The organism is Bradyrhizobium sp. 149 (assembly GCF_023073915.1).
Lineage (GTDB): Bacteria > Pseudomonadota > Alphaproteobacteria > Rhizobiales > Xanthobacteraceae > Bradyrhizobium.
Map to the genome: position 1 here is coordinate 51,350 of NZ_JADPKK010000012.1, position 13,297 is coordinate 64,646.

The 13,297-nt window shown below is 65.2% G+C and carries 9 protein-coding genes; 7 read left to right on the forward strand and 2 right to left on the reverse strand.

The annotated features are described in order from the left end of the window. Positions 1-119: 119 nt before the first annotated feature. Together acs and IVA88_RS04285 are read left to right on the forward strand one after the other, a co-directional pair. Entirely contained in the window at positions 120-2,066 is a 1,947-nt protein-coding gene (gene acs, locus IVA88_RS04280; protein ID WP_247496047.1) for an acetate--CoA ligase, read from the forward strand. 431 nt (positions 2,067-2,497) lie between these two features. Next, positions 2,498-3,013 carry a L,D-transpeptidase gene (locus IVA88_RS04285; protein WP_247496048.1) on the forward strand — a complete coding sequence of 172 codons (516 nt, stop codon included), beginning with the start codon at positions 2,498-2,500 and terminating at the stop codon, positions 3,011-3,013. A 55-nt stretch (positions 3,014-3,068) separates the two neighbouring features. Here IVA88_RS04285 and IVA88_RS04290 read toward each other — a convergent pair whose 3' ends face one another. Further along, positions 3,069-3,659 carry a thermonuclease family protein gene (locus IVA88_RS04290; protein ID WP_247496049.1) on the reverse strand — a complete coding sequence of 197 codons (591 nt, stop codon included), beginning with the start codon at positions 3,657-3,659 and terminating at the stop codon, positions 3,069-3,071. A gap of 232 nt (positions 3,660-3,891) precedes the next feature. Between IVA88_RS04290 and IVA88_RS04295 the strand changes: the two genes are divergently transcribed. From IVA88_RS04295 to cysC, 4 genes are all read left to right on the forward strand, one after another. Beyond that, positions 3,892-5,922 carry a methyl-accepting chemotaxis protein gene (locus IVA88_RS04295; RefSeq protein WP_247496050.1) on the forward strand — a complete coding sequence of 677 codons (2,031 nt, stop codon included), beginning with the start codon at positions 3,892-3,894 and terminating at the stop codon, positions 5,920-5,922. Between the two features lie 140 nt (positions 5,923-6,062). Beyond that, positions 6,063-8,534, forward strand: a complete 2,472-nt coding sequence (locus IVA88_RS32555; protein ID WP_346657555.1) for an FAD/NAD(P)-binding protein — start codon at positions 6,063-6,065, stop codon at positions 8,532-8,534. A 20-nt stretch (positions 8,535-8,554) separates the two neighbouring features. Then, the gene (gene cysD, locus IVA88_RS04310; protein ID WP_247496274.1) at positions 8,555-9,502 is read left to right on the forward strand and encodes a sulfate adenylyltransferase subunit CysD; all 948 of its coding nucleotides are present in this window, start codon (positions 8,555-8,557) and stop codon (positions 9,500-9,502) included. Then, positions 9,502-11,397, forward strand: a complete 1,896-nt coding sequence (cysC, locus tag IVA88_RS04315) for an adenylyl-sulfate kinase (protein WP_247496051.1) — start codon at positions 9,502-9,504, stop codon at positions 11,395-11,397. The genes cysD and cysC overlap by 1 nt, the downstream gene beginning before the upstream one ends. 50 nt (positions 11,398-11,447) lie before the next feature. Here the strand turns inward: cysC and IVA88_RS04320 are convergent, their stop codons facing one another. Next, the gene (locus tag IVA88_RS04320) at positions 11,448-11,681 is read right to left on the reverse strand and encodes a DUF1674 domain-containing protein (protein WP_247496052.1); all 234 of its coding nucleotides are present in this window, start codon (positions 11,679-11,681) and stop codon (positions 11,448-11,450) included. A gap of 187 nt (positions 11,682-11,868) precedes the next feature. On the opposite strand from IVA88_RS04320, the gene IVA88_RS04325 reads away from it, so the two are divergent. Beyond that, positions 11,869-13,215 (forward strand): RsmB/NOP family class I SAM-dependent RNA methyltransferase, encoded by a 1,347-nt coding sequence (locus tag IVA88_RS04325; protein ID WP_247496053.1) that lies wholly within the window; start codon positions 11,869-11,871, stop codon positions 13,213-13,215. Positions 13,216-13,297: the final 82 nt, after the last annotated feature.

A 13,297-nucleotide genomic window follows, 5' to 3' on the forward strand; every position in this document is an offset into this window, starting at 1 on the left:
TCGCCGAAGGTCCAGCTTGTGCACCTTGTCGGGTCCGGTTAGCCCGACGCATAATCGGTTCAACGATCAAGTCGGCTCGCCAGTGACCTGTGCTTGGCTTGCCGCATGTGGAGGGAAACATGTCCGAGAAGATCTATGACATCCCGGCGGAGTGGGCGAAGCGCGCCTGGGTCGACCAGGCCAAGTACAAGGACATGTACGCCCGCTCGATCTCGGACCCGAACGGTTTCTGGGCGGAACAGGCCAAGCGCCTCGACTGGATGAAGGCGCCGACGAAGATCGAGAACGTCTCCTTCGCGCCCGGCAACATCTCCATCAAATGGTTCGAGGACGGAGTCCTCAACGTCGCCCATAACTGCATCGACCGGCATCTCCACAACCGCGCCAACCAGACCGCGATCATCTGGGAAGGTGACGATCCCTCACAATCGCGGCACATCACCTATAAGGAGCTGCACGACGAGGTCTGCCGGATGGCCAACATCCTGCGCACCCGGAACGTCAAGAAGGGCGACCGCGTCACCATCTATCTGCCGATGATTCCGGAAGCGGCTTACGCGATGCTTGCCTGCGCGCGGATCGGCGCCGTTCACTCCGTAGTGTTCGCCGGCTTTTCGCCCGACAGCCTCGCCCAGCGCATCAACGACTGCCAGTCCAAGGTGATCATCACCGCGGACGAGGGCCTGCGCGGCGGCAAGAAGGTGCCGCTGAAGGCCAATGTCGACGCGGCGCTCGCCAAGGCAGACGGCATCGACTGGGTCGTCGTGGTCAAGCGCACCGGCGGCAAGATCGACATGAACCCGACGCGCGACCTCTGGTATCACGAGGCGGCTTCGATGGTGACGACGGAATGCCCGGTCGAGCACATGCACGCCGAGGATCCGCTGTTCATCCTCTACACCTCAGGCTCGACCGGCCAACCCAAGGGCGTGCTGCACACCTCCGCCGGCTATCTGGTGTTCGCCGCGATGACGCATCAATACGTCTTCGACTATCACGACGGCGACATCTACTGGTGCACCGCCGACGTCGGCTGGGTCACCGGCCACAGCTACATTCTCTACGGACCGCTCGCCAATGGCGCGACCACGCTGATGTTCGAAGGCGTGCCGAACTACCCGGATAATTCGCGATTCTGGAACGTCATCGACAAGCACAAGGTCAACATCTTCTACACCGCTCCGACCGCGATCCGCGCGCTGATGCAGTCCGGCGACGATCCCGTGAAGAAGACCTCGCGCGCCAGCCTGCGCCTGCTCGGCTCGGTCGGCGAGCCGATCAATCCGGAAGCCTGGGAGTGGTATCACCGCGTCGTTGGTGACGACCGCTGCCCGATCGTCGACACATGGTGGCAGACCGAGACCGGCGGCATCCTGATCACGCCGCTGCCGGGCGCCACGAAGCTCAAGCCGGGCTCGGCGACACAGCCGTTCTTCGGCGTGGTGCCCGAGATCGTCGACGCCGACGGCAAGGTGCTGGACGGCGAGACGTCAGGCAATCTGTGCCTGACGCGATCATGGCCGGGCCAGATGCGCACGGTCTATGGCGACCATGCCCGTTTCGAGCAGACCTATTTCTCGACCTACAAGGGCAAGTACTTCACGGGCGACGGCTGCCGACGCGATGCCGACGGTTATTACTGGATTACCGGCCGCGTCGACGACGTCATCAACGTCTCCGGCCACCGCATGGGTACCGCCGAAGTCGAGAGCGCGCTGGTGGCGCATGAGAAGGTGTCGGAGGCCGCCGTGGTCGGCTTCCCGCACGACATCAAGGGCCAGGGCATCTACGCCTACGTGACGCTGATGGCCGGCGTCGAGCCAACCGACGATCTGCGCAAGGAGCTCGTCACCTGGGTGCGCAAGGAGATCGGCCCGATCGCTTCGCCCGACCAGATCCAGTTCGCCCCCGGCCTGCCCAAGACCCGCTCCGGCAAGATCATGCGCCGCATCCTGCGCAAGATCGCCGAGGACGAGCCGGGCAGCCTCGGCGACACCTCGACCCTGGCCGATCCCGGCGTGGTCGACGACCTCGTCAAGAACCGGCAGAACAAGAAGGGAGCGTAAGCTCCGACTCGTGCCCGGACGCAGCGCAGCGCTCTTCAGCGGTGCGCTGCAGAGCCGGGCCCATCCATTCGCGCGCGAAGGAGACCTGGGTCCCGGCTCAGCGTCGCAGCGCTCTGCGCCCCGTTCGGGACACGAGACCAGCTGCGATCCGATCGTACGCCCAAAATAACGGCCGTTCACATCCTCACGCACTCGTCAGGCCGCGCCCCCGGGGCCTGCGCATCTTTCCCGCTGAGTGTTGTTTTCAGGTCATTTACTTTGTTTCGAACATTTTCTTTGTTCCCCCTGCTGGCTGGCCCTTGGCGGCCGTGCGTGGAAACCATCCGGTTAACAGGCGCGGTTAAGAATGTGCCCTAACGAGGACTTGGCCGGCCGGCGATTGCCGGTTTTGCGTCAATTGGGACGATTGGTTCGGGGCAAGGGGAAAATCGATGTCGACGAGGATTGCAGTGGCGCTGGCCGCCACCATCGGGGCAGGGGTGATGATGTCGACGGCGGCGCAGGCGCGGCCGGAAATGGTGGGGACGCACCTGGCCGACTATTCGCCGGGCACCATCGTGGTCAAAACCAACGAGCGTCGGCTCTATCTCGTCCTCGATAACGGCCACGCCGTGCGCTATCCGGTCGGCGTCGGCAAGTCCGGCAAGCAGTGGGCCGGCACCACCCGCATCGACGGCAAGTACCGCAATCCGGCCTGGTCGCCGCCTGCCGAGGTGAAGCGGGACAAGCCGAGCATCCCGGACGTCATTCCGGGCGGATCGCCACGCAATCCGATGGGCGTCGCGGCGATGACGCTGTCCGGTGGTGAATATGCCATCCACGGCACCAACGTGCCGGGCTCGATCGGCGGCTTCGTCTCCTATGGTTGCATCCGCATGCTCAACGACGACATCACAGATCTCTACAGCCGCGTCTCGGTCGGCACGACGGTAGTCGTGACGCGCTGATCGCCGGCTTCAAGGCGAGACAGCAAAAGCCGCGTCTTTCGACGCGGCTTTTTTGTTACCACAAGCGCCAGCCGCGCGCGCACCAGCCATCGCGATGGCCACCATTGTAGCTCCGAGCGTAACCGCCGGCGAGCAACGCCGCCGAAACGTTGCCGGTTAATCTGGTCGCGACGTCGGCGAGAACGCGACCATATTTGTCGGGGCCAAGATTGGTGATCGTCACGCTGCCCTGGCCGAGCAGATCGCGCAATGCGCGGGCCGCGGCTTCGGCCTTGTCCAGCTCCTGCTGGCAGGATGCTTTCATCTCAGGTGCGTCGATGCCGCGCAGGCGAACGCGCACGACCAGATCGCGGCCGTCGCGCTGACGAACGCGGGCGAGAAAAGTGTCGCCGTCAATGGTGCGAACGACGTCGACCGGCTCGCGACGATCCGGATGACCGCTTTGCTGGAGCACGATCTCGGCGTCCCGCGTGCCGCCGCCATCCGCGTGGGGAACCGTCCAGTTCATGCCGTGCCGGAAGATGAGCACGGCCGCCAGCGCGACGCCGACCACGAACATCCACGGCAACAGTCCGGAGAAGCGACGGCCAAAGGGCGAGCCGCCGAACTGCGGACGATAGACATTGGGGCGATCCCGAAAACGCATCGACTGACGCTAGGACTGAGTCGGGGAAACCGGCAAGGCACGATCGGGCGCCCGGACCGAGGGTCATGCCGCGGCGGCGCTCGGATCGCCGGCCCGAAATTGTACCTATGCGCGGCACGCTGTTCCAAACGATCTCCACCCGATACGTCCTGTAGTTGTACGGAGTTTAATGTTCACGCGTTGTTTAGTAATAGGGCGGAGTACTCGGTTTGCGTGTGGGGGAGCGGTAAGCATGGCATCGTTCAAGTTTCGCATCGGGGCAAAGCTGGGATTGACCGCGAGTGCGGGGGTTCTTCTGGTCGGCGGGATGCTCGGCAACCAGCTCGTCCGCAACGAGCAGATCGCAGACCTGAGCCAACTGGTGGTCATCAACACCGCCAACAAGGCCAATGCCCAGGGCGCCGAGCTCGCAGTGACCCGCGCACGCCTCGCCATGGCGGAAATCGGCTCTGCATTCTCCACCGACGGCCTCGCCAAACATCTGGACGTGCTGCGCGGCTCGATCGCCGGTGCCACAACCGAAATAGACGCGGCATTAAATCGGTCAAAGCGCGCCGAAGCCAAGGAGCTCTGTCGCGAGGTGAAGATCCTGCTCGACATCTCTCTGAAGGCCGGCAGCGATCTTGGCGAGGCGCGCGGCGCCGCCGTTGCCGAATTCGCCGCGGCGAACCAGATCGAGGAGGGCTGGAACAAGGCCCTCGAGAAACTGCTTGCTTCGCCTGCCATCGCGGCATCGCAGAATCGCCTCAACATCGAGGTCGGGTTGCGCGAAGCCGACGCATTATTCAAGGCGGTCAGCGCGGCCGACTGGCATTTCACGGCGACGGGCGACGTCGAGCAGAAGGATCGTATCGCCGGACGCGCCGACGCCATGATCAGCGTCCTGAAACGGGTGCGCCAGTCCGCCGGCGACAAGGATGTCGCGGACGGAATCGACGCGCTGGCGGCGCTCGCGGGACGCTACAAGGCGGCAACCGGCGCAGCCGCCAAGGCGGAAGAAACCAAGAGGCGCATTCTCGAAGAGCGGGTGCTTCCGGCCAGCAGGGAAATCACGACGCGCATCGACAAGCTGGTCTCCGCCAACAATGAATACATGGCTCTGCGACAGAACCAGCTCATGACCGCGCTGGAGCAGGCAACCCAGGTCAGCTTGGCCGTGGGTGTCCTCGTCATTCTGGTTCTGGCCGGCTCGGCCCTGTTTTCGGTGCTCAGCATCGCCCGTCCAATCCGGCGCATCGGCGACGTGTTGCTGCAACTCGCCGGCGGCAACAAGGCCGTGGAGATTCCCTATACGGCCCGCGGCGACGAGGTCGGTGACAACGCCCGTGCCGCCCGCACCTTCAGGGACAATCTGATCCGCATCGAGCAGATGGAGGCCGAGCAGAAGGATCAGGAATCCGCAGCCGCCGCGCGGCGCAAGCAGGAAATGGTCCGGTTGGCCGGCGCGTTCGAGGATGCCGTGGGCGGCATCATCAATTCGGTTTCGGTGGCCTCGCAGCAGCTCGAATCCGCAGCCGGCACGTTGTCGGAGACGGCAGAAGAGACCGAGCAGCTTTCCGGAATGGTGGCCGCGGCTTCCGAGGAAGCCTCCGCCAACGTCGGAGCCGTAGCATCCGCCGCCGAGGAAATGAGCGCATCGGTCGTCGAGATCGGCCGTCAGGTCCATGATTCCAGCCGCATCGCCGGCGACGCCGTGAAGCAGGCCGAGCGCACCGACGCGCGAATCAACGAATTGCTCAAGGCCGCGGGCCGGATCGGCGACGTCGTCAAGTTGATCACCGCAATCGCGGAGCAGACCAACCTGTTGGCATTGAACGCCACCATCGAGGCGGCACGCGCCGGTGAATCCGGCCGCGGATTTGCCGTGGTGGCGAGCGAGGTCAAGGCGCTCGCGGCACAGACCGCACGCGCGACCGACGAGATCGGCGCACAGATCGCCGGCATGCAGACGGCGACGCAAGACTCCGTCGGCGCCATCAAGGAGATCGGCGCAACCATCTCCAGGATTTCCGACATCTCGACCACCATCGCGGCCACTGTCGAGGAGCAGGGTGCCGCGACGGCCGAGATAGCACGCAACGTCAGCGAAGCCGCCAAGGGCACGGTCGAAGTCGCAGACAAGATCGCCCAGGTCAGTCATGGCGCCAGCGCCACGGGTTCGGCTTCGACGCAGGTTCTCGCATCCGCGCGCTCACTCTCGACCGAGAGTGGCCGCCTCAAGAACGAGGTCGCAAAGTTCCTCGACACGGTGCGGGCCGCCTGAGGCGCCGCAAATCGCGCGGTCGACCTCAGGCCGGCCGCAAACCACTTTCTGACGCGTCAATCGACCAACGGCTTTGGGAGGCCCCCACGCCGAGCCCCCGCTCGCGCCTGGGTCAAACAAGGTAACTGGGGGACTAAGCGATGATCATCAGCATTGTCGGCGGCGGAGCAACCGGCATCACGATCTTGCGTCATCTGACGGAGCTCGCCGCATCAGAGCGAGACAACGGCAGGATCACCGGAATTCAGCTCTTCGATAAATCCGGCTTCGATGGCGGGGTCGCCTATCGCACGCAAAGCGACCGCCATCTGCTCAACATGAAGGCGTCGACGATGTCGATCCGCCCAGGCGACAGCGAGGAATTCCTGCGCTGGATTCGAGCCCGCGGCCTCACCTGCCACGGCAACAAGCATCTGCCGCGGATGGTCTACAGGGACTACCTCGACGCCGTGCGATTGGCCGCGATCGCGCAGTGCCGCAGCGCTGGTGTGCCGGTTCATGTCGAACATGCCGAAATTGTCCGCATGGGCTTCTCGCCGGGTCGCGATGTCCTGCTAACCACCAACCGCAACGTCACGCATATCTCGTCTGTGCTGATCCTCTGCACCGGTCACAACGCGCCCGACGATCACTACGGACTGGCGGGAAAGCCGAATTACATTCGCGATCCCTATGCCCACTTCACCTTCGCGGATCGCGAGGGCGTCGAGGTCGGCATCCTCGGAAGCGGACTCAGCGCGGTCGATACCGCGGCGGGGCTGGCCAAGACCCACCAGGCCGTCAGGATGACCTGCTTGTCCAGAAGCGGCCTGTTTCCCACGGTGCAGCCGGTGACGATCCCCGCGATCGCATACGACTTCCGCGAGGCCCTTGATCGCTATGTGACCAGCCGTGACCGGATCGAAGCGGACGCCTTTGCCGCCCGCCTGTCTGAGCTGCTGCTGGAGAACACCGGGATTCGCTGCGATCTGTCCTGCAGGAACATCGACGGCGATGCGCTGGCCGATCTCGAGCACAACATCGCGCGCGCCGAGACCGGCGAGCCCAACGTCTACTCCTATCTCGTCAGCGTCATCGACGTCATGTGCCGCGCCTGGAGCCGGATGAGCGATGCCGAGAAGACGCGCTTCATGAACGTCTACAATTCCGGCTGGCTTCGCAACCGTTCGGCGATGCCGCTGGAGAACGCGATCCGGATCCGCGACCTAATGCGGTCGGGCAGACTTTCCGCCCGCGCCCGGCTGCGCAACGTGACCGGCATGGGCGGCGGATTTCGCGCCATCCTGGGCGACGGCGACCATCGCGACGTCGACTACGTCATCGACGCAACAGGACCGTCCTACCGGCTGGACACCAGCCCGCTGTATCAGGATATGCAGCGGCAGGGGCTCATCGCGCTCGACGGGCTCGGCGGGATCCGCTGCGGCTACGACGACAGCCGCGTCCATGACCGCCACGGCACTCCGCATCCGAACGTCTACGCGGTCGGTGGCCCCACCAAGGGAACGCACTTCTATGCCGCCGCCGTCGACATCAACCTGCATCGCGCCGAAGGCGTGATCGATTCCATCCTCAACCCGAAAGGTTCGCAGATGAGCAGCCTCAAGACCTCCGTCGATGAAACCGACCGCCTCGCCGATCTGGTCCGCCGCGACCATCCTTCACTCGACTCGATGGTGCTGGCGATGGACGGCAAGTATCAGACGAGGCCGGCCGCGCTGGACGAGTTGATGTGGGAGGTGAGGGACTGCCTTGGCGAAGCGTTCCGGCACTGGTCTCCTGAGGACTTCCCGACGCTCTACTGCGCGTGGGGTCGCTGCCGCGTCGGCTCGACCGCGCTCACCAATCTGTTCGGCGTCGCCGGAATGCCTTCCTACTTCCAGCCGGTGAAGGTCGTCCTGCGCCATCGTCTCGTCGGGAATGCAGGCGAGCCCTGGGCCGTGCCGACGGCAGCGGAGCAGCCGCATATTTTCAGCAAGGAAATGGCCGGACCGTATGTGCTGGCCGAAAGCCTGTTCCTGCCGCTCCAGCCGCTGATCGAGGCCGGCTGGCCGGCGGAGAAGCTTCACATGATCATGCTCGACCGCGATCCGGCGAGCTCGCTCGCATCGTGGCTCGAGAAATGGTCGGACCGCGTTTCCGAGGACCGCCTGATCCAGAATTACGTGATCTCCACGCTGAACGCGCTTCGCGTCGAGAGCTATGCACGGGAGCACGGCGTGCCGGTCACGCGCTACGTCTATGAAGCCAGCAGGGATGCGACTGGATCGGTGCGAAAGCTGTTCGACCGGCTCGGCCTCGGCGCACGCTTCAGCGAAAGCGCCGTCACCGACTGGAAGGAGCGCGGACAGATCGAATCGAAGGGCTCGGGCGTCACCTTCCTCAGCGAGCCCAAGATCTACACCGTGGTCGGCCTCCACGGATCCGATACCGCCTATCGTTACCGCAGTCGCAAGACGGCGTCGCTCACCGACGCCCAGCTCGAGACGCTGGAGCGCTATCGCATTCACGACATGTACCGCGCCTCCGTCGACGCCTGCGTCCGCGACCTCTCGCTGGATGCCGACACCGCGGCGCGCCTGTTCGGCGATTGCATAGGCACAGCCGCATGATCGGCCAGACCGCCTCCACGATGGCGGCGACCCCGACGCGAACCGCGTCGGGGGACGCTGCCATGCCCGGTGCCGCCAGCCATCTTCGACGGCTGGAGGCGGAAAGCATCCACGTCCTGCGCGAGACGGTGGCCGAGTTCCGCAAGCCTGTGATGCTATATTCCATCGGCAAGGACTCCTCCGTGCTGCTGCATCTGGCGATGAAGGCATTTCATCCCGGCAAGCCGCCGTTTCCGCTGCTGCACGTCGACACGACCTGGAAGTTCCGCGAGATGATCGCGTTTCGCGACCAGCGCGCACGCGATCTCGGCCTCGATCTGATCGTCCATACCAACGACGATGGATTGAGCCAGGGCATCGATCCCTTCACCCACGGCTCTGCCCGCTACACCGACGTCATGAAGACGCAGGCATTGCGGCAGGCGCTGGACCTTCACGGCTTCGACGCCGCGATCGGAGGCGCGCGGCGCGACGAGGAGAAGTCGCGTGCCAAGGAGCGCGTGTTCTCGCACCGGAGCGTGGCGCATCGCTGGGATCCGAAGAACCAGCGGCCGGAGCTGTGGAGCCTTTACAATACGATGCTCGCGCCTGGCGAGAGCATGCGGGTGTTTCCGCTGTCGAACTGGACCGAGCTCGACGTCTGGGACTACATTTTGCTCGAGGACATCCCGATCGTTCCGCTCTATCTGGCAGCTCCGCGCCCGGTGGTCGAGCGCGACGGTGCGCTGATCATGGTGGACGATGAACGGATGCCGCTGCTTGCAGGCGAAGAGCCGCGATGGCGTTCCGTCAGGTTTCGCACTCTGGGCTGTTATCCCCTCAGCGGCGCGACCGTCTCGACGGCGGCAACTCTGCCCGAGATCGTGCGGGAGATGATGGCGTCACGCACCTCCGAACGGCAGGGCCGCATGATCGACCGGGACAGTCCCGCATCGATGGAGCGCAAGAAAGCGGAAGGCTACTTCTGATGTCCTATCACGAGGCTCCCACGATCGCCGCAACCGACGCGCCGCGGCTCGAACAGGACGATCGTCCGACGCTGCGTTTCGTCACCTGCGGCAGCGTCGACGACGGCAAGAGCACGCTGGTCGGCCGCCTGCTCTACGATTCGAAGACGCTCCTCGACGACCAGCTCGATGCGCTCGCCTCGGAAAGCAAAACGGCCGGCACCACCGGCGGCGATCTCGATTTCGCTCTGCTGGTCGACGGTTTGCAGGCCGAGCGCGAGCAGGGCATCACGATCGACGTCGCCTACCGGTTCTTCGCCACCAAGCTGCGCCGCTTCATCGTCGCCGACGCGCCCGGGCATGCGCAGTATACGCGCAACATGGCGACCGGCGCCTCTAACGCCGATCTCGCCGTGGTGCTGGTCGACGCTCGTAAGGGCGTGATCACGCAGACGCGGCGCCACAGCCACATCCTGTCGCTGCTCGGCATCCGCCACGTCGTGCTCGCCGTGAACAAGATGGATCTGATCGGCTTCGACGGGGACCGCTTCGCGGCCATCACCGCCGAATATCTGACCATGGCCGGTCAACTCGGGATCTCCCGGGTCCAGTGCATCCCCGTCGTTGCGCCCGACGGCGACAACATCGTCGCCGCCAGCGCGCGGATGCCCTGGTACACCGGGCCGACCGTCACGGCCTATCTGGAATCGGTGGACGTTGCCGGCGACGTCTCGCAGCGGCCGTTCCGGCTGCCGGTGCAATGGGTCAACCGACCTCATGCGGAGTTTCGCGGCTTCTGCGGGCGGATTGCCAGCGGCACGATCGCGATCGGCGAGAGCATCGCCGTGCAGCCATCGGGACGTCGCACGAAAGTCGCGCGCATCCTCACGCCTGGCGGCGAGCGCGACCGGGCTCTGGCAGGCGAATCGGTGACGCTCACTTTGGCGGACGAGATCGACGTCAGCCGCGGCGACGTGCTGACGGCGGGACCCGCGCCCCTGATCTCGGATCAACTGGCCGCCCATCTCGTCTGGTTCGATGACGAGGCCATGGTCGCGGGCCGGCGCTATTTGCTCAAATGCGGCACGGCCTCGATCGGCGCGGTGATCACGACGCTCAAGCACCGTATCGCCATCGACACCATGGCGCAGGAAAGCGCCGCCACACTCGACGCCAACCAGATCGGCTACGTCCATTTCAGCCTCGACCGCCCGCTGGTGTTCGAGGCCTACCGCGACGACCGCGGCATGGGCAGCTTCATTCTGATCGATCCGATCCGTCACCGCACGGCTGCCGCGGGAATGATAGATCTCTCGCTTCGCCGCGCCACGAACATTCATTGGCAGCGGCTTGCCGTCGACAAATCCGTGCGGGCGCGGCTGAAGCAGCAGCGGCCCTGCGTGCTCTGGTTCACGGGGCTCAGCGGTGCCGGCAAATCGACGATTGCCGATCACGTCGACCGCAGGCTTGCCGAACTCGGACGCCACGCCGCGCTGCTCGACGGCGACAATCTTCGGCACGGCATCAACCGCGACCTCGGCTTTTCCAACGCGGAGAGAATGGAGAACGTCCGGCGCGTCGCGGAGATCGCAGCGCTGTTCGTCGATGCCGGCATGATCGCGCTGGTCGCGCTGATCTCACCGTTCCGCAGCGAGCGCGAGCTGGCGCGCCACCGGCTCGAGGCGGGCGAGTTCATTGAGATCCATGTCGCGACCCCGCTCGCCGAATGCGAGCGCCGTGATCCGAAGGGACTCTATCGCAAGGCACGGGCGGGGGAGCTGAAGGGTTTCACCGGCATCGATGATCCCTACGAGGCACCGCAGGCGCCGGAGATCACCGTCGACACATCGGAACTGTCAACCGACGCAGCCTGCGAGCGCATCATCCGCTATCTCCGGGAGCATGATTATCTGTAGCGGCCGGGACCCGCCTCGTCCGGCATCATCCGGCCGATCCGGCACAGAGCTCAGAAGTCGGAAGCGATGCCCTTGCGTTCCCAATCGCCATAGCGGGTCGGCTCGGGTCCCTTTGGCCCCTGCAACTCCTTTGGCGCCGCCTGGCCGCCGCTTCTGGAATCGCCCTTGGCGTCGTCCCTGGTCTGGACCGCCGCAGCCTGCCGGCGCGCTTCGGCTTCGGCCAGCGCACGCTGGGCGGCCGGCGTGAGCTGCTTGCGATCGGGAACGGGAGGCTGGTCAGTCATGCTCGGCCTTCTAGCGCAGGACGGCCCGCGGCGCGACGCCCAATAACGCATTCCTGAAATTGCTCCGAAAGGGCTGAAAAACCCGGAAGTGATTCTTACATTTGGCATATTCGCGTGCCAGAGATCGCCTTCTCAAGGCATGCGCCCATTGCGGCGAACTGCCGCTCGCTCAGAACCTTGTTTCCGCATGCCATCTCAACGTTTCGCTCCTCCATCCGAAGTGCCCGGTCTTGCGGCGCGGCGGATTGCCGCCGACATCGTCGATGGCGTGCTGCAAAAGCACCGCACACTTGACGAGCAGCTCGACGGCAGCAGCGCCCATCCCGGACTGAAGACGCTCCCCGATCGCGACCGCGCGCTGATGCGGCGCCTCGTCGCCACGGTGCTGCGCCGGCTCGGCACGCTCGGCCATGTGCTGTCGCGCCTGCTCGACAAGGGCATTCCCTCCGATGCGCCGCGCGCGCAGAGCGCGCTGTTGATCGGTGCCGCCCAGATCCTCTGGATGGACGTGCCCGATCACGCCGCCGTCGATCTCTCCGTTCGCCTCGTGCAGTCCGATCGGCGCGCCGCGCGCTATGCCGGCCTCGTCAACGCCGTGCTGCGCCGCTGCGCGCGCGAGGGTAAGGCGCTGGTGGAAGAGGTTGCCGCGCAGTCGCTGGACCTGCCGCCCTGGATGCTCGCGCGCTGGAGCGCGCATTACGGCGAGACAGTCGCAAGGGACATGGCGCTCGCGCTCAGCCACGATCCTTCGCTTGATCTGACCGTGAAGTCGGACGCCGCGCAATGGGCGAGCCGGCTCCATGGCGAGGTGCTGCCGACCGGATCGGTGCGTACCGTGCTGCACGGCGCGGTGACCATGCTTCCCGGCTTCGCCGAAGGACAATGGTGGGTGCAGGACGCCGCCGCCGCGCTGCCGGCCCGGCTGTTCGGCGACATCAAGGACAAATCCATCGCCGATCTCTGCGCCGCTCCCGGCGGCAAGACCGCACAACTGGCCCTATCAGGCGCGCATGTCACGGCCATCGACCGCTCGCCCGCCCGGGTGGCGCGCCTGCGCGAGAATCTGACGCGGTTGTCGCTCCAGGCCGAGACCGTCATCGCCGACGCTGTGGAATGGGCCGGTCCGGCCAATGGTTTCGACGGCATCCTGATCGATGCGCCCTGCACCTCGACCGGGACGATTCGCCGCCACCCCGATGTATCCTGGCTCCGGCAGGAATCCGACATCGCCGCGATGACCGCGCTCCAGCAGCGGCTGCTGCAAAAATCGGTCTCGCTGCTCAAGCCCGGCGGGACGCTGGTCTACTGTACCTGCTCGCTGGAACCCGAAGAGGGCGAGCTTGCCGTAGCCGCCCTGCTGGCCGCAGAGTCCAGGCTTCGCCGGGTCCCGATCGACGCGTCCGAGGTCTCGGGGCTCAGCGAGATCGTCACCGCCGAGGGCGACTTGCGCACCCTGCCCAGCCATCTGCCGAACGCTGATCCCAAGCTCGGCGGGCTCGACGGATTTTTCGCGGCCCGGCTCGTTAAATCCTGATTTTGCACTGGATTTTGCAACCACGGCGCTGATTCGCGTCGTTCAAGGTGGTGTCGGCCGTCCGATTTTGGGATTAATAAGG

What these genes read in the sequence shown, in the direction of transcription:
- IVA88_RS04320 (WP_247496052.1), bottom strand. Translation starts at nt 11,681, where the DNA reads ATGACTGACCAGCCTCCCGTTCCCGATCGCAAGCAGCTCACGCCGGCC.
- IVA88_RS04290 (WP_247496049.1), bottom strand. Translation starts at nt 3,659, where the DNA reads ATGCGTTTTCGGGATCGCCCCAATGTCTATCGTCCGCAGTTCGGCGGC.
- IVA88_RS04285 (WP_247496048.1), top strand. Translation starts at nt 2,498, where the DNA reads ATGTCGACGAGGATTGCAGTGGCGCTGGCCGCCACCATCGGGGCAGGG.
- IVA88_RS04295 (WP_247496050.1), top strand. Translation starts at nt 3,892, where the DNA reads ATGGCATCGTTCAAGTTTCGCATCGGGGCAAAGCTGGGATTGACCGCG.
- cysD (WP_247496274.1), top strand. Translation starts at nt 8,555, where the DNA reads ATGGCGGCGACCCCGACGCGAACCGCGTCGGGGGACGCTGCCATGCCC.
- acs (WP_247496047.1), top strand. Translation starts at nt 120, where the DNA reads ATGTCCGAGAAGATCTATGACATCCCGGCGGAGTGGGCGAAGCGCGCC.
- IVA88_RS04325 (WP_247496053.1), top strand. Translation starts at nt 11,869, where the DNA reads ATGCCATCTCAACGTTTCGCTCCTCCATCCGAAGTGCCCGGTCTTGCG.
- cysC (WP_247496051.1), top strand. Translation starts at nt 9,502, where the DNA reads ATGTCCTATCACGAGGCTCCCACGATCGCCGCAACCGACGCGCCGCGG.
- IVA88_RS32555 (WP_346657555.1), top strand. Translation starts at nt 6,063, where the DNA reads ATGATCATCAGCATTGTCGGCGGCGGAGCAACCGGCATCACGATCTTG.